At 46.0% G+C, this 21,187-nt stretch carries 21 protein-coding genes, 1 tRNA gene and 1 pseudogene; 13 read left to right on the top strand and 10 right to left on the bottom strand.

Annotation, left to right across the window (positions count from 1 at the left end; translation table 11 throughout):
- The 3 genes and pseudogenes from AB5H98_RS06015 to AB5H98_RS06005 all read left to right on the top strand — a co-directional run.
- A pseudogene (locus tag AB5H98_RS06015) lies at nt 1-350 on the top strand (potassium-transporting ATPase subunit B); the annotation flags it as partial.
- Nucleotides 351-364: 14 nt separating this feature from the next.
- Entirely contained in the window at nt 365-1,039 is a 675-nt protein-coding gene (gene kdpC, locus AB5H98_RS06010; protein ID WP_367925013.1) for a potassium-transporting ATPase subunit KdpC, read from the top strand.
- 156 nt (nt 1,040-1,195) lie between these two features.
- Nucleotides 1,196-1,390: a hypothetical protein gene (locus AB5H98_RS06005; protein ID WP_367925012.1), complete on the top strand. Its 195-nt coding sequence runs from the start codon at nt 1,196-1,198 to the stop codon at nt 1,388-1,390.
- A gap of 213 nt (nt 1,391-1,603) precedes the next feature.
- Here the strand turns inward: AB5H98_RS06005 and AB5H98_RS06000 are convergent, their stop codons facing one another.
- Genes AB5H98_RS06000 through AB5H98_RS05985 form a run of 4 tightly spaced genes read right to left on the bottom strand, consistent with a single transcriptional unit; the run spans nt 1,604 to nt 5,273 of the window.
- On the bottom strand, nt 1,604-2,827 hold the full coding sequence (locus AB5H98_RS06000; RefSeq protein ID WP_367925011.1) for a 6-phosphofructokinase: 1,224 nt from the start codon (nt 2,825-2,827) through the stop codon (nt 1,604-1,606).
- A gap of 14 nt (nt 2,828-2,841) precedes the next feature.
- The gene (locus tag AB5H98_RS05995) at nt 2,842-3,792 is read right to left on the bottom strand and encodes an L-lactate dehydrogenase (RefSeq protein ID WP_367925010.1); all 951 of its coding nucleotides are present in this window, start codon (nt 3,790-3,792) and stop codon (nt 2,842-2,844) included.
- Nucleotides 3,793-3,829: 37 nt separating this feature from the next.
- Nucleotides 3,830-4,507, bottom strand: a complete 678-nt coding sequence (locus tag AB5H98_RS05990) for a hypothetical protein (RefSeq protein WP_367925009.1) — start codon at nt 4,505-4,507, stop codon at nt 3,830-3,832.
- A gap of 16 nt (nt 4,508-4,523) precedes the next feature.
- A complete protein-coding gene (locus AB5H98_RS05985; protein ID WP_367925008.1) occupies nt 4,524-5,273 on the bottom strand; it encodes a DUF5058 family protein in 750 nt (249 codons plus the stop codon).
- Nucleotides 5,274-5,420: 147 nt separating this feature from the next.
- Here AB5H98_RS05985 and AB5H98_RS05980 point away from each other — a divergent pair, with 147 nt between their 5' ends.
- From AB5H98_RS05980 to AB5H98_RS05960, 5 genes are all read left to right on the top strand, one after another.
- A complete protein-coding gene (locus AB5H98_RS05980; RefSeq protein WP_367925007.1) occupies nt 5,421-5,795 on the top strand; it encodes a PadR family transcriptional regulator in 375 nt (124 codons plus the stop codon).
- Nucleotides 5,770-6,528: a hypothetical protein gene (locus AB5H98_RS05975; protein ID WP_367925006.1), complete on the top strand. Its 759-nt coding sequence runs from the start codon at nt 5,770-5,772 to the stop codon at nt 6,526-6,528. The genes AB5H98_RS05980 and AB5H98_RS05975 overlap by 26 nt, the downstream gene beginning before the upstream one ends.
- Nucleotide 6,529: 1 nt before the next feature.
- On the top strand, nt 6,530-6,946 hold the full coding sequence (locus AB5H98_RS05970; RefSeq protein WP_367925005.1) for a hypothetical protein: 417 nt from the start codon (nt 6,530-6,532) through the stop codon (nt 6,944-6,946).
- Between the two features lie 118 nt (nt 6,947-7,064).
- Nucleotides 7,065-7,544 (top strand): RNA polymerase sigma factor, encoded by a 480-nt coding sequence (locus AB5H98_RS05965; RefSeq protein WP_367925004.1) that lies wholly within the window; start codon nt 7,065-7,067, stop codon nt 7,542-7,544.
- Complete coding sequence (locus AB5H98_RS05960; protein ID WP_367925003.1) at nt 7,541-8,443, top strand: hypothetical protein; 903 nt, start codon at nt 7,541-7,543, stop codon at nt 8,441-8,443. Before AB5H98_RS05965 ends, AB5H98_RS05960 begins: the two co-directional genes overlap by 4 nt.
- Before the next feature lie 37 nt (nt 8,444-8,480).
- Here AB5H98_RS05960 and AB5H98_RS05955 read toward each other — a convergent pair whose 3' ends face one another.
- Together AB5H98_RS05955 and AB5H98_RS05950 are read right to left on the bottom strand one after the other, a co-directional pair.
- Nucleotides 8,481-9,578, bottom strand: a complete 1,098-nt coding sequence (locus tag AB5H98_RS05955) for a glycerol dehydrogenase (RefSeq protein ID WP_367925002.1) — start codon at nt 9,576-9,578, stop codon at nt 8,481-8,483.
- An 84-nt stretch (nt 9,579-9,662) separates the two neighbouring features.
- Nucleotides 9,663-10,697, bottom strand: a complete 1,035-nt coding sequence (locus AB5H98_RS05950; RefSeq protein ID WP_367925001.1) for a 3D domain-containing protein — start codon at nt 10,695-10,697, stop codon at nt 9,663-9,665.
- Between the two features lie 276 nt (nt 10,698-10,973).
- Between AB5H98_RS05950 and lepA the strand changes: the two genes are divergently transcribed.
- From lepA to AB5H98_RS05935, 3 genes are read left to right on the top strand one after another with little or no spacing between them, the layout of a single operon-like run.
- Nucleotides 10,974-12,776, top strand: coding sequence for a translation elongation factor 4 (lepA, locus tag AB5H98_RS05945; protein ID WP_367925000.1), 1,803 nt, complete (start codon nt 10,974-10,976; stop codon nt 12,774-12,776).
- The gene (locus AB5H98_RS05940; RefSeq protein WP_367924999.1) at nt 12,773-13,285 is read left to right on the top strand and encodes a hypothetical protein; all 513 of its coding nucleotides are present in this window, start codon (nt 12,773-12,775) and stop codon (nt 13,283-13,285) included. The genes lepA and AB5H98_RS05940 overlap by 4 nt, the downstream gene beginning before the upstream one ends.
- Nucleotides 13,282-14,640 (top strand): DUF6056 family protein, encoded by a 1,359-nt coding sequence (locus AB5H98_RS05935; protein WP_367924998.1) that lies wholly within the window; start codon nt 13,282-13,284, stop codon nt 14,638-14,640. The genes AB5H98_RS05940 and AB5H98_RS05935 overlap by 4 nt, the downstream gene beginning before the upstream one ends.
- Nucleotides 14,641-14,722: 82 nt before the next feature.
- On the opposite strand, the gene AB5H98_RS05930 is transcribed toward AB5H98_RS05935, so the two are convergent.
- From AB5H98_RS05930 to AB5H98_RS05920, 3 genes are all read right to left on the bottom strand, one after another.
- A complete protein-coding gene (locus AB5H98_RS05930) occupies nt 14,723-15,499 on the bottom strand; it encodes a TSUP family transporter (protein ID WP_367924997.1) in 777 nt (258 codons plus the stop codon).
- A 375-nt stretch (nt 15,500-15,874) separates the two neighbouring features.
- Nucleotides 15,875-16,954, bottom strand: coding sequence for a DUF3048 domain-containing protein (locus AB5H98_RS05925; RefSeq protein ID WP_367924996.1), 1,080 nt, complete (start codon nt 16,952-16,954; stop codon nt 15,875-15,877).
- A 38-nt stretch (nt 16,955-16,992) separates the two neighbouring features.
- Nucleotides 16,993-18,195, bottom strand: a complete 1,203-nt coding sequence (locus tag AB5H98_RS05920) for a DUF3048 domain-containing protein (protein ID WP_367924995.1) — start codon at nt 18,193-18,195, stop codon at nt 16,993-16,995.
- A 204-nt stretch (nt 18,196-18,399) separates the two neighbouring features.
- On the opposite strand from AB5H98_RS05920, the gene AB5H98_RS05915 reads away from it, so the two are divergent.
- Nucleotides 18,400-18,475, top strand: a tRNA-Lys gene (locus AB5H98_RS05915).
- 402 nt (nt 18,476-18,877) lie between these two features.
- Here the strand turns inward: AB5H98_RS05915 and AB5H98_RS05910 are convergent.
- Nucleotides 18,878-19,861, bottom strand: coding sequence for a diguanylate cyclase (locus AB5H98_RS05910; RefSeq protein ID WP_367924994.1), 984 nt, complete (start codon nt 19,859-19,861; stop codon nt 18,878-18,880).
- A 349-nt stretch (nt 19,862-20,210) separates the two neighbouring features.
- Here AB5H98_RS05910 and AB5H98_RS05905 point away from each other — a divergent pair, with 349 nt between their 5' ends.
- Nucleotides 20,211-21,095, top strand: coding sequence for a hypothetical protein (locus tag AB5H98_RS05905; RefSeq protein WP_367924993.1), 885 nt, complete (start codon nt 20,211-20,213; stop codon nt 21,093-21,095).
- Nucleotides 21,096-21,187: the final 92 nt, after the last annotated feature.

Below are 21,187 nucleotides of genomic sequence, written 5' to 3'. Positions count from 1 at the left end.
TCACCCGCGGCTCTCTGACCACCTTCTCTATTGCAAACGATATTGCAAAATATTTTGCAATCATTCCTGCTATGTTTATGGCAGCCATCCCTCAACTGGGTGTTTTGAATATTATGCACCTGAGCACGCAGAACAGCGCAATTTTGTCTGCATTGCTCTTTAATGCAATCATCATTCCCTGCCTGATTCCTCTGGCGATGAAGGGCGTCAAGTACCGCCCCCTGTCTTCTGGGAAAATGTTGGCCCGGAATATGATGATCTACGGTCTAGGCGGCGTCGTCACACCATTCATCGGAATCAAAATCATAGACATGATGATTGCTCCCATACTGACAGCAATGGGCATCTGAGGAGGTCACTTACTATGAATGAAACAACAAACAAAAACGCATTTTTTCACGGTCTGCGTCAGTCTTTAGTGGTAACATTAATATTGTTGCTGCTCTGTGGTTTTGTATTTCCCGTATTGCTTACCGGCATTTCCGCGTTGATTTTCCCCAGCCAATCCAATGGCAGTCTGGTCTATGCAGACGGCCAGGCTGTGGGGGCAGCAAATGTAGGACAGGATTTCACTGAGCCCTATTTCATGAAGGGGCGTCCTTCAGCTTATAACTATAACACCTATTATGAAGATGAACAGGGTAACCAATACTACAACGATGGCACTAAGTTTGCAGGGCTCAGTTCTGGCTCCAACAACTATGCGCCCTCCAATCCTGCACTAACTGAACGAGTTGAGTCGGACATGGAGGCATTCCTGAAGGCTAACCCGGATGTGAAGCGGGAGGATATTCCTGCCGATTTGATGACCGCTTCCGGCTCCGGACTGGATCCGCACATTACGCCTGAGTCTGCCCGCATTCAAATTCCTGCTCTGGCATCTGCCTCCGGTCTGAGTGAGGAGAAACTGGAGCAGATCGTAGCGGATAACACAAAAGGTAAGTTGTTCGGTATTTTTGGCGAAAAAACGGTTAATGTTCTCGGTGTAAACTTGGACATTGCCAATGCAATGGGGCTTGTGGAAAATGTGTCCAAGTAAGTGATATTTTAAACATGTACTGCAAAAGGTCACCGGTCTTCCTATATATTTCAGGCGGACCGGTGACCTTTTATCTGTTCTTAATCCCATATGTGTAATCTTTTCCCCAGTTTTAGTTTCTGTGAGCTATCATAATGCCATAAGGAGGAGACAGATATGTTTACGTTCATAAAGCGTGTCTCGCATTTTGAAAGCCATATGGATGACTCAATTGAAAAGTTTGTTTTTCATCATCAGTTTTTGGGATTTTGCATGGTCTTTATTGGAATGCCTCTTGTCACCTTGGCAGCCGTTTGTGTATGTACAGCAATGATTGCTTTGCCGATTGGTTTCCTGTTTGGTTGGATATGAGATAATCCGTGAAATTCTCATCCTCTGACGTCTAGTTTCCGCACTTAAGACTTTCCAAATAAAAAGAAGACTTGTGCCTTAATACGCATTCACATCACTTCTAATATGGATAATGGGGAGATAAAAATAAATACTATGATGGGAATGCGTTGTGCATGTAATATAAATAATAAAAAACCCGCTTATTTCACCAAAAGCGGGTTTTTCTGTATTTTACAAATAAGTATGCCGCGGAAGTCCGTCAATATAAATGGGCGTCAGTTCTGCCTGAATCAACGGGCGTGCATAATGAAGGAACTCCTCTTTCATGGCCGTGCGATCATCGTTGATCCATTCCAATGGGACTTTCTTTTCAAGATTTGCAATTTTGTGAATATCCCACGGACGGGTAGTGCATTGATACGGATCGTCCGAAAGCCGCTCCAACGCAATCATTTCGGCCGTATGTCCTTCAAAAGCCGCCTTAGCCGCTGCACCGCCCACTTGGAATGCCTCCGTAATATCTGTGCGGCTGGTCACGTGGCCTGCGCACCGCTGCAAAGTAGATAGCTCAATAGAACGAGTTTTGACACCCAATTGCGCTGCCAATTGATTGGATAAATAACGAGCCGTTCCCGTCAAGTTTTTATGGCCGAAAGCATCTACGTATCGTGCATCATCCGCTAACTCACACACATAACGCCCATCGGCTAATTTTACCCCTTCCGAAACTGCAATCAACAAAGCTCGTTTTTGGGCCTGCATCCGAGCTACCTTCTGAATAAAGTGTTCCACATTGAAGGGGATCTCAGGCATACAAATCATATCCACGCCCTCGCAGTCCTCGGCTTTGGCCAGTGCCGCTGCAGCCGTCAGCCATCCTGCATTGCGTCCCATAATCTCTACTACCGTTACCGAATCCACATCGTAGACAGTGGCATCGCGCACCAGTTCTTTCATAACCAAGGCAATATATTTAGCCGCTGATCCGTAACCGGGCGTATGATCGGTGGCCATCAAATCGTTATCAATCGTTTTGGGCACGCCCATAAACCGTATCTCACTTCCGATGGCACGCCCATAATCCGACAGCTTTGCAATGGTGTCCATACTGTCGTTTCCGCCAATATAGAAAAAATAACCGATGTCCAGCTTGTCCAAAATTGCGAACAAACGCGGATAAATTCCCTGTTCATCCTTGTCCAGAGGAGGAAGTTTATAACGACAGCTTCCCAGATAAGAGGAAGGTGTGCGCTTCAAAAGTTCAATTTCCAGTGAAGATCGCAATGTTTCACTTAAGTCCACATATTGCTCCTTCAGCAGTCCCGCCACTCCATGCCGCATGCCGTATACATGCGGTACGCCGCGCCGGTCACAAGCCTGAAATACGCCTGCCAGGCTGGCGTTGATTACAGCGGTGGGACCTCCGCTCTGTCCAACAATTGCATTTTTTCCCATCATTTCACTCCTTTTTACAATTCCAGCTCATCAAAGCTTTCCCGCAGCGTACTGCAGGATGCCTCAAACTGCTTTAATTCTTTATCGGTTAAATCCAATTCTAAAACACGCCGGATACCGTTCCGATCCACTACGCAAGGGACACCTGCAAACACATTTTTTTGGCCATACTCTCCCCTGAGCATAGCGGAGACGGTAAGCACACTGTGCTCATCCCCGAAAATTGCCCTGGTAATGCGAGTTAACGCCATGCCAATGCCATAATAGGTCGCACGTTTGGCTTCGATAATTTTATAAGCGGCAGTACGTACCTCTTCTGCAATTTGATCCAGGGATTGTTCGCAGTACCGCCCATCTGATTCGCTGCACAATTGCAGAACCGGTTTGGTTGCCAACATGGCTTGACTCCATGGTACAAACTCGGAATCACCATGTTCCCCCATAACGTAAGCATGCATGTTTCTTGGATCCACATTAAAATATTCTCCTAACAAATACCGCAAGCGGGCCGTGTCCAAAGCGGTACCTGTTCCCAAAACATGTCTTGGATTAAATCCGGATAACTCGCAGGTAATGCGAGTCATCACATCTACGGGATTTGTGGCCACTAAAAAGATCCCGTTAAATCCACTTTCCGTGACCGGATTGATGATACTTTGAAACACCTGCGTATTGTGACGCAACAGATCCAGTCGAGTCTCGCCCGGTTTTTGGGGCACTCCAGCACAAATAACCACAATATCCGCGTCACCGCAGTCCTCATAGTCTCCTGCAAAAATCTTCATGTTACTGCCGGAAAATGCCAGGCCATGATTCAGGTCCATCGCCTCGCCCACTGCTCGCTTCTTATCCACATCGATCAATACGAGCTCATCACAGGCACTCTGATTCAACAGCGCATATGCATAACTCATTCCGACCATACCACAACCAATGAGCACTACTTTTCTTCGGTCCTTCTTCATGGAAAAATCCTCCTTATCCGGGCATGAAATCTTTTGTTTACAGTTTGTCCTTCCGATACAAAAAATATCCAACACCCAGCGCAATGCCGCCGCCCAAAAGAATGAGAATAGAGACCTGGCTTAAAAGCACCGGTACAAAAATAAACAAAAGACACATCACTGCCAGAGGAACTGCCGTCAGGCGCAGGCTCTTGAAAAAATACTTAAAGGCCAAAGCGCCAAACAAAGCTGGAATCACATTATTGAAAGCAGGTTGCAGTGCAGGTGCTTGCAGCACCGGTGTCAGCGGTACCAGGCACAGTACCCCCACTGCCAATACGGTCACTGTTACAAGACTGCTGGTTGCCACCGACAAAGTGGACACAATGTCATTTTCCGGTGTTCCTACACGAGTCCCACAAATTTCACGCGCATTTACCGCACAAGGAAGCTTAAGATTGACCAAGTTTCCGGTGATAAACGCTACATAACTGGCCGTTCCCAAAAGCGGAGCATATACCAAAAATTCCGCAATACTGCTGACCCAATACACGGCAGCTACCTGTAAAAGCGCTGGAATCGCACTGCCCCAATCGGGACCACTTCCCAATACCAAACCCATAGCAAGCGGGGCGCCCAACATCATGACAATACCCAGCAGAAGTCCGATTCGTCCAATCCAATGACAGGAGTTGGAATATGTCTCATAAAAGCGAATTTTTTCTGTCTCGTTCATGTTCCTTTCCTCCCTGTTACAGTGAGCCCAATAAAATGGCCGCGGCCATACCAATCAACATACTTCCCGCCATGGAGAAATTGTCAAGCCATGTAATTTTGCGCTGTTTGGAAAAGTACTCGAACACCGCCATGGACAATCCCGCAACAAATGCTACTGCCAATGGCATCCAATCTCCTGTGCTAGTAAGCGTTCCTACATAAGAACCAATGTACGTACTGACGAGTCCCACAAACATAGCCGTAAACAGTACGTCTCCCAATCCCTGCTTTTGTGTAGAACTGGCTTCTTGCTTGCCTGCTTTCGGACGACGCACACGATTCAAATAGGGTTTCAAAAAGAATACACACAGCACACATCCCAAAATGATGCCGGCCGCCATAACAAATCCAATCGTTACAAAGGCAGATGCCGTTAACTCTGCCGTTCCCAGACCACCGGGCATTCCTGTGGCACGCGCTGCAATGTCCGCTACATTTCCCTCGTAATGCAGCGCCCCCACTACTGAAAGGCGCATCCACGGAAGAGGTATTCCCAGACTTCCGGCCAATGCAATTACCCCCAGCAAAATAGATATGCTCGGAAGCAACGTAAATGTGGCACTGGAAGTGATTGCATTTTTCAACTTTTCTTTTTCCATTCCCATGGCTATGCCCGCGCGGTAACTCTTTACCATAAAAATAATACACAATGCCATCACCATGACAATGACCGCTCCCGCAATTAAAAACATCGGCATGGAATTAAGCCGTTCCATCAGGTCCATTTTCTATTCCTCCCCCTGGCATCTTGTTTTTTTATGCCATTTGGCTCCAGTATACCACATTTTATCACGTTGCTGTTGACATTTTTTAGATACTGTGTTAATTTGTATTTAGTAATACTAAATATTTTGATTTTGGGAGGTGGTCCCATGGAAAGCCGACTGGAGCGCCAGCTAAAAAAAGGGGTACTGGAAATGTTGGTACTTCGTCTTGTATGCCAACATCCAACTTACGGTTATGAATTGCTGGTACACATGGACAAAACCAGCCACGGCTTTTTTAAAGTCAAAGAGGGTACCTTATATCCCATCCTCTACCGTTTGGAGGACGATGGGTTGATTGAATCCCATTGGCAGCAGTCAGACAGCGGGAGAGTTGCCCCCAAAAAGATGTATGCGGCCACCAAGGCGGGCCATTTGGCGCTAAAAGAGTATCTCGATTTATGGAAACGATTTTGTGAAGGTGTAGAACAATTTACGTCAGAGGAGGAAAGAGAAAATGACGGAGCAAACGGACAAGCGTGAGGTGCAGTTTTTGCCTCCCGTCAAACGGTATGTAAACGCCATCGAGTGGCACCTGCGCCTTCCTTTGAAGGATAAAGTTCGGGTGATGAGCGACGTGACCACCAGCATCGTTGCCCGACACGAAGCAGGCGAGAGCTACGAAGAAATCATGAAAGAAATGGGAACTCCCCGTCAAGTAGCACAGCGATTCAATGCAGCTATGGGAGTATCGGAAAAGCCCAGCCGGTGGCGCTTTTTGTTTTTAGCGCTACTAGTGCTACTGATTGTTGGATGCATCAGCAAAATCAGTTATGAACAGGGCACTCTGGCGGGAGCATCCATTATGCAGGGAATTGTCCCTAATTTGATTACAGGTCCAAGTGGAAGTACAAACATGGGTGTTATTGGTGGCGCAGACGGCCCCACGGCCATTTTTGTATCCAGTACTTTTCCCACTCTGCTGGGAGCAATTCTTTACGCTCCGCTGTCTTTGGGATGCGCATTGATTGCTTGCTATCTTTTGGCTCGTGGACCGCTGCGCTGGAAAGCCGCCCTCCGGGTCAGCGTTATATCCACGGTATTGTTCTGGATACACGTTGTTGCAGAACTGATATTCCTAGTTTTTTACGGCGCCACAATCGGCGATCTTCTTGTATCTCTGGGCACCTCTCTTTTAATGCCTGCATTCTGGCTTTCGGCAATCGCCCTCACAATTTCTCTTGCACGTAAAAAACGAGCAAAAAAGGAGTTTTAGCATGGATCGAAAACGCGGATTTATATACCTTGGCATCATTTTTGGCAGTCTGGCAATTTTGTGGATTGCAGTTTTTCTTCCCGCACTTGGCGATAAAAAAGTTGCGGATTCTTTTGCAGACCCTCTTTTTAATCACACATTAATGGAAGGCAGCGAGATCATACAAAAGGAAGCAGATCGAAGCAAAACCGATGGCGGAAAGATGACAGCGGCCTATCTTTTGCTGTGTTCCGATGCGGATGAGGATACATTGTATACTTTTTATAACGACATAGATTATCCTCCTGCGCAAGAGGGGGATACCGTAACGCTGCATGTTCGGGCTTTGGATTCATCGAGTTTGGATGCACTTTCACAAAGTGGATTGGATGTGGAGGGCAAGAACTACTGGTTTGTATATCTGCTCAGCCAACCCTGATGGTATATTTCATAAAAAAACGGCGCATAAAAAACGCGCCGTTTTTTATTATGTGTGAAAAAAACAAAAGCCCCTGCGGATATATTGGTTGAAAAGCTTTTCATAAGGAGATAAAACCATGACCGGTAACGAACAATTCATCCAACGAGCACAGCTTCATATGGACGAAATATTTCGGCTTGCGTTTAGTTGTCTCAAAAGCAAGGCGGATGCGGATGATGTCACGCAAACCGTTCTCCTCCGACTTTACGAGAGCAAAAAAGCATTTGAAAGTGAAGACCATTTAAAGCATTGGCTTATCCGAGTCACTCTTAACGAATGCAAGAAACACTGGCGCTCGCCATGGAGTCGTACGGAAGATTTTTCAGATTACGCTGGCACTCTAATTTTTGAGGACGCCGTTGATCACGATTTATTCGACGCCATCATGGCATTGAATCAAAAATACCGTGTGGTCATCTTTCTTTATTACTACGAAGGATACCAAATCGAGGAGATCTCCCATATTTTGAAGCGTCCTCGCGGAACTGTCGGAACCCAGTTAAAGCGAGCCCGCCAACAACTGAAAAAAGCCCTATCCGAGGAGGTAGATTTATGATGAAACAGATTCGAAAGGCATTTTCCCCTCTTCATGCCAGTGAAGACACCCTGCAAAAAGTACTGCAACACACAAAAAAGGATCTCGTTTTCTCCTCTCGAAAGGTTGTCCGAGCTGTTCTCCTCGCTGCTACTCTAGCAGCCGCAATGACCATTTCTGTATGTGCCGCTGACTACCTTCTGAACGACCGAGAAGTCTTCTTCTTCGACACTTTGGATGCTCTGGCAGCCAAACAATCGGCAGAGCATCCCACAAACGCAATTTCTTATGGCGTGCCAGGCACTGCAGAGGAAAGCGAACAGATTGAAACATCCGTGGAGTATGTAACACGCGTCATGGAACGGGGACTGCATGAAGAAGAAAACATTTTGAGCCGTGAATCCACGGAAGATGGTTCTCGTATGACCGCACAGTATAAGGATGAAATTTATGGGACCGTAAACACAGAATATTGCGCTTATGGCTCTCTCGCAAATTTATTGCAAATAGACGGATTTTTGAATTGGGATCTCTCGTTCCTTTCCAATCAAATGACTCCGGATCCGAATGGCCAAATTCTTGCAATAGGGCGCAGCGCATCCAGCGATGAACTTCTCTGGGTCAAAGCGCATATGGGATATACTCCGCAAGAAGGCAAACGTTTTTCCATTAGTTATCAGTATACGCCCGACTTTGACTATGGAAAAAATCCGGAATATGTTCTAAGCTCAGCCTACGACCGCAGTGAAATTTTCGTTACCCAAGACAAAGTGAACGTATTAGTCCAAGAGTATGATGGTCAAATCTGGGCGAATGCCGCCAGAGGCTATAAGTCCATTTCCATTTATACAAATGGCTGTACGTTTGAACAGGTGGAAACAATTTTAGATCATTTGTGTCTAGAGGATGTCCTTGCATAAAAACAGCCCTGTTGCTAAGGCAACAGGGCTGTTTTTCTTATACTTCGCGATAATAGCGTCCCAATTGATCTGCGCCCAGAATGGCAGCGTACACTGTCTCAGGCGTAACGGGGAACGGCATATTGTGCAGCGTATCGCCTTCCGCACAAGCAAGCTTTGCCACTTCCATAAGTTGCTCTTCACTGGCATTCTTGATTCCCAAATCCTCTAGAGTAATGGGCAATCCGACCTCCAAGCAGAAATCCATTACCTGCTCCAGCTCGTCCAAATCCGCATTTTCCAAAACCAACTGTACAAGTGTGCCAAATGCTACTTTTTCGCCATGGTACAAATTGTGGGTCTCGGGAATTGCAGTCAGGCCATTGTGAATCGCATGAGCGCCCGCAAGTCCGCCAGACTCGAAGCCCACACCGGACAAATAAGTATTTGCCTCAATAATATTTTCAACCGCTTTGGTGCATGCCTTGCGCTGCACAGCCAGTTTGGCCTTCAATCCATCGGCCAACAACGTCTCATAGCACAAACGTGCAAGCTGCATAGCGGCCAAAGTCACTTTTCCGCCCACACAGTTGGTCGCTCCCGAAGCCTCGCAAGCTCTTGCCTCAAAATAAGTTGCAAGTGCATCACCCATGCCTGATACGAGAAGTCTGGCGGGTGCAGCGCTGACTACATCGGTATCCACCAATACCAAATTGGGATTGGCCGGCAGGAACAAATACCGATCAAAGACGCCATCGTCTGTATAAATTACGCTCAAAGCACTGCAAGGAGCATCGGTAGAGGCAATGGTGGGCACAATGACTACCGGCACATCCGCATAATGTGCCACAGCTTTGGCTGTGTCATGAATCTTTCCACCGCCGATTCCCACAACCACATTGCAGCCGGAAGCCTTTAAGGAAGCCAACACGCGATCGATCTCTGTTTGAGAACACTCTCCGTTGAAAATCTCATAAACAAGCTTTGCACCAGCCTGTTGTGCACTGTGCTCCAGCTTATCTTCTACACGCTTTTTTCCGGAAGCACTTACCAGAACGAAGAACTCTTTTCCCAAGCGTTCGGCATGCGTGCACAAATTTCCCAATTCTCCCTTTCCCTGCACATAACGGGAAGGACTGCCAATAATGTTTGCCATATACTAAAACCCCTTTCGTCGGTCTTTGCCTTCATTATACCGCCTTTTTGATAAAAGACAAGCGGCCTTTTTAGGCCGCTTGTCTTATGGATTGGATTCATCTTGAGGTGGAACATATACGTAAACTTCTTTTACGCCATTTTCAACCGACTCTTCATAAGTTTCGTAAAACAAGTCCACCTGCATTCGGTTGGTGTGGATAAAGGCTCCTGTATCTGTGGCAATCGCCCAACCATATACAAACGAACCGTCCGTAGAGACAATGTATACTTTTGTTCCATAGGGAATCAGGGTCGGATCCACCGCGATGGAACCATAAAACAATCCCAAGCCACTGGCGCCTTTTCCGCCGGATGAAGAATAACCTGTAGCTTTCATCGTATAAGTAGGCTCCAAAGCATTTCCATCCGCATCTACGGGTACGCCATCTTGAATCGTATACCCTTCCGGCGCCATCAGGGGACTGACCACGTTCGTTGTCAATTTCACATATACTTCATTGACAGGTTCTTCAATTACCTGAGTATCGATCACCTGCGTATCCTGGTATACACCATCCACATAAATTGAACGGCGAGTTACCTGCTGCACGCCTTCCACACCTTCGCTTTGCAGAATCTCATGAACATACGCTCCATCCGGATCGTCTACCTGTTCCACAAATTCTGTTTCAAAAGGGATTGCCTCTTGCGTTATCTCATCTTCGTATTCCACTCGGTGTACTGTGATCGGCTCCATTTCACGGGTCACATTTGTATCCAATGAGGGCTCTGTAAAATCTGCCGCATCCATCTCCACACCGGCTTTTTCCAACGCTTGTTCCACGCTTCCAGTGCTTACTTCTACTATGTACTCGTTTCCGTCAGCCAAAATCTCCACTGGAAATGCTCTGCGTACATCCAGCCGTGCCTGCCCTGTTTCATGGGGCGTATAAAAAGCGCTGTCGTTCTCGTCCAACGACAAATCCGCAAGTTCCACCAACTCCCGCGGGTCCTTAAGCGCAGTCATCAACATGTACTGACCACCCGCATCGTCCGTGACCGTAACCGTTTTCACACAGCAAGCCAGCACTCCACAGACCAATCCAGTAGCGCAAAGCACCAGCGCGAGTGCCAACATCCGGGGTCCCGTCTGCCGCATCGCTCTACGTATGTGTTCCGTTCGCTTTGTCGTTGCTACCACTCCTCTAAGGTTTCGGTTTCATTACATACAAAGGTGATTTTATCAAACAACACTTTTTCCGTCAAGAAATCCACATCAAATTCGATATTTTATATACTTATAGTAATATTTATATATTTTATAACACATGTTCCACTGAAACCACATTGTAAAATAGGGAACGAGTATGGTATACTAATAAAATCGAGTTTTTCAGCAATGGAGGAAGACCAGTTGGACAGCAAGCACATCCGCAACTTTTGCATTATCGCCCATATTGACCACGGAAAATCCACTCTTGCGGACCGAATTTTGGAAAGCACCCGCGCTGTGGATGAGCGCCAGATGGAAGCGCAAATTTTGGATGATATGGATTTGGAACGTGAACGCGGCATCACAATCAAGGCGCGTGCTGTGACCCTTCAGTACACGGCACAAAATGGAGAAGCATATGAATTCAACTTGATTGACACTCCGGGACATGTGGACTTCAACTACGAGGTTAGCCGCAGTCTTGCTGCCTGCGAGGGCGCCGTTTTGGTGGTGGACGCAAGTCAAGGCGTAGAAGCCCAGACTTTGGCCAACACATATCTCGCCTTAGAACATGATTTGGAGTTAGTTCCAATTTTGAACAAGATTGATTTGCCCAGTGCGGAACCCGATCGAGTCGCGCAGGAGGTAGAGGATGTAATTGGTCTTCCTTGCCTGGATGCGCCCAGGGTCTCTGCCAAAATGGGCATTGGTATTACCGATGTTCTGGAAAGAGTCATCACCGATATTCCCGCCCCCAAAGGGGACGAAAACGCTCCTCTGAAGGCGCTGATTTTCGACGCGGTATACGACCCTTATAAAGGTGTTATTGTTTATTTGCGTGTATTTGACGGCAGAATGAAAGTTGGCGACACCGTACGTTTGATGCAGACCGGTGCGGAATTTTCTTTGGTTGAAGTGGGCCATATGGGTGCCACGGCACTGGCTCCTTGCGGCGAGCTGAAAGCTGGCGATGTAGGTTACTTTACGGCCTCCATCAAAACGCTGGCGGATACACGCGTTGGCGATACAGTTACCTCCAAGCAAAATCCGACACCACAACCTCTGCCTGGATATCGCAAAGTCACACCCATGGTATTTTGCGGTATTTATCCGGCGGATGGAGCCAAATATCCGGATTTGAAGGATGCACTGGAAAAGCTTCAACTTAACGATGCATCTCTGTCGTTTGATGCTGAGACCTCAGTGGCTCTCGGCTTTGGATTCCGCTGTGGCTTTTTAGGACTTTTGCATCTTGAAATTATCATAGAACGTCTGGAACGGGAATTCGATTTAGACTTGATCACCACTGCACCCAGTGTTGAATATCGTATCACACTGACGGATGGTACTGTGATGTTGATTGACAACCCCACAAACTATCCGGATCCAGCTAAGATTGCCAAGGCGGAGGAACCCTTTGTAGATGCCCACATTTACACTCCCACTGAGTACACCGGGAGTCTGATGGAGCTATGCCAAAATCGCCGAGGCGTGATGCGTGACATGAAGTATCTGGACGCCACCCGAGTGGATTTGCACTACGAACTTCCTTTGGGCGAAATCGTTTACGACTTTTTTGATGCCATTAAAAGCCGCAGCCGCGGTTATGCCAGCTATGATTATGAAATGAAAGGATTCCAAGAATCAAAGCTGGTGAAGCTGGACATCCTTTTGAACGGTGACATGGTGGATGCTCTTTCCATGATTGTTCATGCGGATACCGCTTATGCCAAAGGACGTCGTCTTGCGGAAAAGCTGAAGGAAAACATTCCTCGGCAAATGTTTGAAATTCCGATTCAAGCGGCTATTGGTGGCAAAATCATTGCTCGAGAGACCGTTAAGGCTATGCGCAAGGACGTATTGGCCAAGTGTTACGGTGGCGATATCACCCGTAAGAAAAAGCTTTTAGAAAAGCAAAAAGAGGGCAAAAAGAAAATGCGTCAGCTCGGCACTGTGTCCGTTCCCAGCGAAGCGTTCACCGCCGTGCTCAAATTGGACGAATGAGCGCCCGTTTATCGGAGAGCCGACCGGCTCCGCTACGCCTATATATTTTGTTCGGAATCGTTTTGGCAATTGCATTATTGGGGTTCTGTTTGCTTTTGCGAGCCGACGTGCGCCGTGTGCGTCCGTTGGATACCACTCTTTGGTCTCAGGAGGAGCCTGCCAATTTTGTTTGGGATTGTACCGAGACCGTCGGTTCGGATTATCGCACTCTGGAAGGCTATGCACTTGTGAAGGGCGAGCGTTTTGAATCCGTCAATAATTTCGCTGTGTTATATCACAAATCAACAAATGAATATTTGCGTTTGCCCACTGTAATGGTTCGACGCAGCGAGATCAATCAACTTTTTTCAGACGGAATCAATTATGAGTGCGCCGGTTTTTACGCCTATATCCCCTTACGTGCGCTGGAAGATTCTCCCGAGCAGTATGAGCTTTGCTTTGCCTATGGGGCGAACGGCCATAAATCATTGATTCATACTGGACAGTATCTGGGAGGTGAGTTCTCATGAGCCTTTCCACTCGCCTTCGCACGTTAGCCACTAGCCCGCGCATGCCGTACCTTACTCTACTGGTTGTGATGCTGGCTTGTCACCTGCAATTTGTATACATTCCTGGTGATGAGGTACTTTATAGCTCCATTATGTCGGACTGGAGTGATTGGGGTTCTCTTTTCGCTACCTTGGCCGAACACTATCGCATCTGGTCCGGACGTCTTTTAATTGAAGCTTTGTTCTGTATTTTTTCTATGCTCCCCCCCTTAATTTGGCGGTTGCTGAATCCTCTGTTTATTGCACTGACCGCTTGGCTGATGGGTTACGGACTTTGTATTGAAGAAAAAGCCAGTCTGTCCTGGCTTTTGTGTGCTTTTGTATTTTTGTATCAATGGCCTCTTTTGGCCACCGCCGGTTGGATCGTGACAAGCATCGCTTATTTATGGCCTTTGTTTTTCGGACTGGTGGCGTTGTTTCCTTTGTTTCGTCTTCTTCGAAAAGAAAAAGTCGGCCCTGTTTTATGGATCATTGGCTTCTTTGCTCTGATTCTCAGCACCAATATGGAACAACCGGCCCTTTTGTTGCCCTGCTTGCTGATCGGTGGAATGGTTCTTTTACGTTCGCGTGATTTGCATATCCATCCATTTCTCTGGGTACAGTTTTTCCTGTGTATCTGTGCACTTTTATTTATTTTTACATGTCCTGGCAACGCTATGCGCACCGAAGGGGACATCACCGCCTTTTATCCCAATTTCCCTATGCTTTCGATATTGCAAAAAGCAGAAATTGGTATTTCCGGCGCCATCTCCTCCAAGATTTTCGATCGGGACAATATCTTTTATCTGTTCTGTGTAGTGTTGGCCGCGTTATTGTGGGAAAAACGTGCTCCCCTATTGGCCCGCCTTCTGGGGTTGGTTCCTTGTATACTCCTTCTTCCTATGAGTCTGTTCAAATACGATGTGGCTCGTTTGATTCCCTCTTGGACTGCTCTCACAGATAGTTATACTGCCAACGGATACATTACCTTGGCGAACTGCGGCTCTCCTTGGTCTTATATTCCACTTTTAGCGGCATACGGACTATTCGCCTTGTGTCTTTTGAATATTTTTGGTGCTTTGGGCATCAGCCGGGATACATGGATGTGTTGGGCCTTGCTGGCGGCAGGTGGTATGAGTCAGGCTGCCATGGGTTTTACTCCTAGTGTGGGCGTTTCTGGTCAACGAACCGGAATCTATTTTAGCTTCTGTTGTGCTGCTGCGGCACTGGTGCTGGCGAGGCATCTGAACTGGTCCACAAACCGAAAGCATATTTTTTTGTGGTCCATTACCGGTGCTCTTTGCTTGTTGCAACTGTATTCTTTATGGGAAATCTAAATAAAAATGAGGGTGCATCTTGCGGGATGCACCCTCATTTTTATTCAAAGCCGATATCAAACGTCTGCAAAACTCGGCTCATTTAAAACAACTTGACCAGATTATAAATACTGATACCAGTAATCACCAACAACAGCCAAAAGAAAAGTCTGTCCACACCGGAATTATCCAACCGGCGGCTGATGGAACGTCCCAAAGTACCGCCCACAACGCCTCCGATAACCATAACTACCAATACCGGCCATTCGAAATCGGGAACAGTGTTGCCTATTAAGGTGTACAAGAAGCTGGCTCCCTGAGAAAAAAGAATGACATACAGAGAGTTAAGCGCCGCCGTTTTGGAGTCCATAGAAAAGAAGTAGTATAAAACCGCTAAATTGATTGGGCCGCCGCCGATTCCTAAAAAGGCAGACAACAATCCCAAAACCAACCCGATCACTAAGCAAATCACTTTGTTTTGCACATTTTTAGTAGTAATTCGGGAACGATTTAAAGTATAAATCAATACCCCCAAAGTAAGTGCAATCATCATCACCTGCTGAGCGACAGATACGGCAATACCACCAGCCTGTGAAACCATCTCAAATACTTCTTTGCCTACAATGCCACCCACAGCAGCGCCCAAAGCCAACATGGTACCGCGACCACGCTCTACTTTCACTTCACCGCCTCGGCTACGAATCATCGTGGCAATGGTCATTCCCAAAACTGTGCAACCCGACAAAAAGCTGATGGTCGCTACCGAAAGCCCAGACACAGCGTCCATAACCGGCTTGATAATCACACCACCGCCTACTCCACTAATACCGCCGATGGTAGTGGCAATCAAACAGATCAGAAATTGAAATAAAACTTTCATACGCTTTCTCCGTCCCTCTAATTTGTTCTTACCTCTCCGGCAATATGCCCGGGCACGACATATCCCCCATACACATTAGAGCATGGGGGATGCACTCAATTTATCGCAAACTGCATACAGGTGTTATTATAAACGCTGACTTTGCATTACGCAAGTCCGTCCATCACACAAAAGATGTTTTACATTTGTTTTGTGCCATACCCATGCGGAAGGAATCGTCAAACTCTTGTTATATTGAAAATCCTCTCTCGTCTTCATCCTTACAGACCCCGAATGCAATATTTAAAAGTTTTCAATGGCCAATTCTTTTTCTCACAAATTGAACTTATACCAATCAAAAAGGCGCTGGAAGCCCAGCGCCTTTTTATACAATTATTATTGAGAAACGCTTGCGGCAGCAGGAGGAACCGAAGCATTCAACGTCAATGTAGTAGCCTGGTCAGAACCAACGACCGCTATGTAGCTTTTGCCGCTGTTCACATCAAATTCTGTTCCATCCGCATGGTATAACTTCAAAACGCTGTCCGCTTTCCCCTTGGTCCAAGTGAGGGATTCTGCTTTTCCACCGTAACAATAATATCCTGTTCCGCTGGACAAATTAAAGTCCGTACACTGTCCGTCCGGTTTTAAGCTCACTTCTGCAAACAAAATAATTACATTGTTAAATGCCAATTGTGCACCTGTCAGCTCGTCCACTTGGGGCGCGCCATAAGCCTGTTTCAAATACGTTCCAGTAGCGGAATCGTAAACCAAACGAACTTGGCTGGTAGAAGAAAAGCTAAACGCAATATCTGGAGCATCCAACTCCGTCAACTGGACTGGCTGTTCCGCAAAACAGAAAAGAGGTACAGCCGCACCCGAAGTATTGATCTGCTGTTTCTCAATGCCCGCTGCAATCAAAGAAGCATCCGTATACCAGCAGTGTTCCTGCAAATAACCTTTGGCACGTTCCGAGTCGAACCAGAAAGAAGTTGTGCCAAGATACAACCCGTCAATGTCCTGATACTGATACTCATTCAACAAGTTTTGCGCATACACGCTACTTCCTATATGAACGAAAATCGCATTTAAAGGAAGTGCAAATTGCAAATGCTGATCCCTTGCAGAACGAACAGGACCTACTTGAGGAATCGCAGAGATGTCCGAATACATCGCCATCATACGAGTAATTCCGCCCTCTGTGACCATCTCAAAAATTGCATCCGCAGAACCAATTCCCCTTTGGGGCATAGCCGCTTGGGCATTGTTCACCATGATTGCCACAGGTCTTTGACCGGGCTGGACCCCTTCCGGAAGATCCTGACCAGTGAGCAAATTATAATCTGGCGCTTCAGTCTGCGGTTGGGAAATGCCGCCATTGGCAACTGCGCTCGAAGAATCCTCTTGTCCCTCATTACACGCCGCCAAGGAAAACGTCAACACCGCTGCTAAAAACAGGGCTAGAAAACGCTTCATCAATTCATCTCCTTTACCAGCATTCCGTCCAGATCATTTTATTGATCGGTATCCACATAATTCGCTGCCGAAGAATCTGCTTCAGGAACGCTCGTAGATTCAGCAGTCTCCGCAGGATAATAGCCAAATTGACCAGCAGTATCCTCACCTGTGCTGACAATCGCCAAATAGGTTTTGCCCGGATTGATCTTTACAGACTGCTCATTTCCCTCGCCATCCAAAATGCGCAACACCTGGTTGGGTGCACCTTTCATCCAGCGAATGTACTCCGCTTTACCGCCATTGAAATAGTAGCCCACACCGCCATTGCCATATTCTACCTGCTGAATGTCGTAGCTGTCATTTACATAATTGGGGTGACGATGAATATCCGTAAACAAAACGATTACATTTTCAAAGCCGAGCTGCTCATCGTTGTTTGCATCTACTGTGGGATGAATCTTCCCCCAGTAGGCACTGTACTGACTCATCATGTAACGATTGGTAGCCGCGTCATAATCAAAATATGTACGATAATTTTGAGAATGAATAATGTCGATTTTAACCGCGTCGTCTCCAGTCAATACACGATTGGGCTCATTGTAATTCACAAAGTCAAAGAAGCAACTGTTATAAGTACGGTTCATATCGTAACCGCGATCTTCCACAAGTTCGCTCAAAATCTCTCCATTGGTATAAGCCGCATGCTCTCTGTTCACACCAGTAGCCAAACGCTCCTGATCCCGCGGGAAATTGGTGCTGTCCAAGTTCAAATCACGATCTTCGTATTCCCAAACGGTCTTGTACTCTGTTTGAACGGTGGATTCGCCAATATGTACGTACAACATTTCCCAGGGAAGAATCAACTGGAAAAACTGATCACGCGCAGAACGAACAGGACCTACTTGAGGAAGGCTCTTATAATCAGAGAACAGGCCCATGAAACGTGTAATGCCGCCCTCTACTTTGATCTCCACCAAAATATCCGCGTTAGAGATACCCCACTGAGGCCGCGCATTGTTGGCTGCATTGCCAGCAATATTGTTGATCATAATGGCAGTCAAACGCTCGCCTGGGGTATAACTACCATCATTTTCAAGTCCTGTTAATGGATTTGGATTATAAGGTGGTTCTTCCGGCTCACTGGAAGAAGCAGGCGTTACCGGCGTACTGGTGGAAGAATCTTCCTGTTTTCCGCCACAAGATACGAGCAGGCCCACCGCCATGGTCAGGGCCAAAAGAAGGGACAAAACTTTTTTCATGGCGCATCTCCTAAAATTATAAAATATAGACATTTTGCATCCTGTCGATTCGCGCGCAAGGACACAATAACTCTTATATACTATACCGAATTCACGTCATTTTGTAAAGTATTCTGGTAGTAGTGAAAAATCTTCTATAAATAATTCAAAAAACGCTTGACATCAAAAAATCGGTTTGGTATAATAATCAAGCGCCAAAGAGATGAGCCACTAGCTCAGTCGGCAGAGCACCTGCCTTTTAAGCAGGGTGTCCGGAGTTCGAATCTCCGGTGGCTCACCACATCGCTGCGAACATTATTGTTCGCAGCGACTTTTTTTTGCAAAAATCACCCCTTGCCCATTCCGTCGCAACTTCTTTCCACTGGGCTGAACCTTGATTTTGTTTTGGGCACGGGCCTGAGATGTATTTTCAAAACTGCAATATCAAAAAAGACACGCCATACGGTGTGTCTTTTTATATGATAGCGGATTTTTATGGAATCGATTTGCTACATTTTGTTTGGACATCTCTTTGGTATTCTATAGATTCAATGAGCAATTGATGTGGACCCGGCATCTCAAATAGAGAAATTTAGAGATTACATAACACGGCAATCGTTCTTTCTAAAGGAGTCTTCTGCCCATCGCGATGAGCAACATATACACCTCCACTCCCAAACATCTCCCATTCTGGTTCGCTTCGTCACCGATCATTATAATATGAACTGTAAAACTCGGCTTTTGCCCGGTACATTAGCCGATCCGCTTCATCAAACTGCTCTTTTATGTTGCAACGGTTGCATCTCCACGATATACCAATAGAAACACTGATACCATCTTGTGCCATATTGGCTTGCACATCCGAGATAGTCTTTCGAAAAGCACTTTCTTCCAATTCCGTATCAATGACCAGAAATTCATCGCCGCCTATACGGTAAGATTTTCCTGGAAACTCACGGGAAATATGGCCTGCTGTGCAGCGAATCAGGCTATCTCCGGCGCTATGTCCCATTTGGTCATTGACTTTCTTCAATCCGTTTAAATCGATACACGCAACGCCCAGTTGTGAAAATGATGCCATTTCAAAACTTTGCATAGTTTGATTAAACTTATTGCGATTAAACAGTCCAGTCAGCGAATCTTCAAAACTCAATCTTTTCAGGATTTCCGTTTGTTCTTTTATCTTTCTCTTGTATTCATCAATACATTGATTCAAATACTCATATGTATGCCGACCCATTTGTGTCGGGAAGCCCACATCCTCTTGTGTCATTTCGGAATATGGATTGGAGACATGAATATGGCAACAGCGTGGTGCACCATCTGCCCAACGAAAGACGGCCGTAATACGCTGATGTACGCGCAAATAAACATTGGTGGAAGGATCGGTAGCAATCCATGCTCTTCCAGTACAAATATATATGTCCGGTGAAACGTCGATCACGTGGTATTCTTCATTCCAGATATTGCATTTGGGAATCCTACCTGCAAACTGACGAAAAATGCTGGAAATTTTTTCGGTCCCCATATCATATTCATTTTCACCCGCACCAATCCAGCTCAGTTTGTTATCAAAGAGTTTGATAATCGCTTCCACATCATTTTCGCAATAGTGCTTGTGAAACAAAAAGCTGGTTGCTTCTTTAATCGCCTGTATCTTTTTGTTTTCGTCAGTAGATTGCTTCAATCTTTGTCCCCCCTTTTCAATTCTGTGTACAATAGCGTTCAGCATCACACAGTTTATATCTATATCATCCTATTCTATATCATCCTATTCGTGAAACAGAGAATTATATTTAGAATTATTGTATCTAATACAATGGGCATCGTCAATCATTCAAGTATGTATGATGTGCGGATATTTCCACCCGAATTTGCGCCAGTTTTCAACAGGTTCGAATTTGCTATTTATGTAAGAAAGGGTCAGGTAAGAAAACTTAATCCGAAAACCGTATCATGATAGAATTTATCAAAAGCCACTGCAAAGCAATCTGTTATGGCACTCTTTAAAACTCAGATGACTAGAGGTGAGCATTATGGCAATGTCAACTATATATGTGTGGTTTCTCTTAGGCTGCGGACTGGCAACTTTCTATTTTCTGGCATGTAAGCTTACCGAAGAGCGAGTAAAAAAATGGGCCAGAAAAGGGCTAGAAAACGAAACGGAACTTCAAGTTAAACGTCTTCAAACATTTACTTTTCCACTGTTTGTCTTTTTTACAATTATATTAGATGTCATAATCATCTTCGCCGGAATAGCTACGATTTGTGACGATCTTTCCAATAAAATTACAGGGCGCTGGCCTGTTTGTGAAGGGACCATCGTTGGCTGGTATGATGGTTATCGTGGAAAAAAAGGCTCCGCAATGATTCAAGTGGGCGACAAAACAAAAGGGTACGATATTCGAAACGGCAATATTCAAGAGGGCGAGCTGGTTGGAGTGACCGTTCGGATGGCCTACAACGGCGACATCGCCTGTATTTTGGAATATAAACAGTCCGGCATGTGGGTCAGAGAGATGTACTTACCCAATTATGGACGAGAAGTCAATGCAGTGTCCAAAACCATTGCTATGAATATTTTGGCTGGTGCACTCACCTGCGGCCTTATTTTGAAAAAGATGCTGCGTCCCGAAAAGGCCACTGTTTTAAAAAGCAAAATCCCCCGCAATGCTTTGGGTGGTTTTCTTATTGTCCTGACCTTTATAAGCGAAGGGATCTTGTGTCTCACGGTATTGAATTTTGAAAAGACTTGGCAGGGAGAGACACAGATGATACATAGTCAACTCTTTTTATTGGTTCTAATCTGCATCAACGTGTTATTCTGCATTTTGATCACTCCCAAATCAACTGGATATCGGTATTGGTGGATCACTGCCAAAGATTTTTTCAAAACATTGGAGGAACAGAAAAAGAAGTAACTATTAGGGGATTTCAACTAGTATGCCGCTGGATTCATCGCTGCTTTATCTTCTCTATGATTCCGTCGATAAAATAGCGGCTTTGATTTGTT

This window comes from uncultured Ruthenibacterium sp., from assembly GCF_963558415.1.
In the GTDB taxonomy this organism is placed as follows: domain Bacteria; phylum Bacillota; class Clostridia; order Oscillospirales; family Ruminococcaceae; genus Ruthenibacterium.
This window is presented reverse-complemented; position numbering and strand designations above follow the sequence as displayed.

Coding starts and splice junctions, on each gene's coding strand:
- AB5H98_RS05935 (WP_367924998.1), top strand. CDS start 13,282: ATGAGCCTTTCCACTCGCCTTCGCACGTTAGCCACTAGCCCGCGCATG.
- AB5H98_RS05975 (WP_367925006.1), top strand. CDS start 5,770: ATGACGGAGCAAACGGACAAGCGTGAGGTGCAGTTTTTGCCTCCCGTC.
- AB5H98_RS05980 (WP_367925007.1), top strand. CDS start 5,421: ATGGAAAGCCGACTGGAGCGCCAGCTAAAAAAAGGGGTACTGGAAATG.
- AB5H98_RS05960 (WP_367925003.1), top strand. CDS start 7,541: ATGATGAAACAGATTCGAAAGGCATTTTCCCCTCTTCATGCCAGTGAA.
- AB5H98_RS05970 (WP_367925005.1), top strand. CDS start 6,530: ATGGATCGAAAACGCGGATTTATATACCTTGGCATCATTTTTGGCAGT.
- AB5H98_RS05965 (WP_367925004.1), top strand. CDS start 7,065: ATGACCGGTAACGAACAATTCATCCAACGAGCACAGCTTCATATGGAC.
- kdpC (WP_367925013.1), top strand. CDS start 365: ATGAATGAAACAACAAACAAAAACGCATTTTTTCACGGTCTGCGTCAG.
- AB5H98_RS06000 (WP_367925011.1), bottom strand. CDS start 2,827: ATGGGAAAAAATGCAATTGTTGGACAGAGCGGAGGTCCCACCGCTGTA.
- AB5H98_RS05985 (WP_367925008.1), bottom strand. CDS start 5,273: ATGGACCTGATGGAACGGCTTAATTCCATGCCGATGTTTTTAATTGCG.
- AB5H98_RS05990 (WP_367925009.1), bottom strand. CDS start 4,507: ATGAACGAGACAGAAAAAATTCGCTTTTATGAGACATATTCCAACTCC.
- AB5H98_RS05940 (WP_367924999.1), top strand. CDS start 12,773: ATGAGCGCCCGTTTATCGGAGAGCCGACCGGCTCCGCTACGCCTATAT.
- AB5H98_RS05925 (WP_367924996.1), bottom strand. CDS start 16,954: ATGAAGCGTTTTCTAGCCCTGTTTTTAGCAGCGGTGTTGACGTTTTCC.
- AB5H98_RS05995 (WP_367925010.1), bottom strand. CDS start 3,792: ATGAAGAAGGACCGAAGAAAAGTAGTGCTCATTGGTTGTGGTATGGTC.
- AB5H98_RS05950 (WP_367925001.1), bottom strand. CDS start 10,697: ATGTTGGCACTCGCGCTGGTGCTTTGCGCTACTGGATTGGTCTGTGGA.
- AB5H98_RS05905 (WP_367924993.1), top strand. CDS start 20,211: ATGGCAATGTCAACTATATATGTGTGGTTTCTCTTAGGCTGCGGACTG.
- AB5H98_RS06005 (WP_367925012.1), top strand. CDS start 1,196: ATGTTTACGTTCATAAAGCGTGTCTCGCATTTTGAAAGCCATATGGAT.
- AB5H98_RS05955 (WP_367925002.1), bottom strand. CDS start 9,578: ATGGCAAACATTATTGGCAGTCCTTCCCGTTATGTGCAGGGAAAGGGA.
- AB5H98_RS05920 (WP_367924995.1), bottom strand. CDS start 18,195: ATGAAAAAAGTTTTGTCCCTTCTTTTGGCCCTGACCATGGCGGTGGGC.
- AB5H98_RS05930 (WP_367924997.1), bottom strand. CDS start 15,499: ATGAAAGTTTTATTTCAATTTCTGATCTGTTTGATTGCCACTACCATC.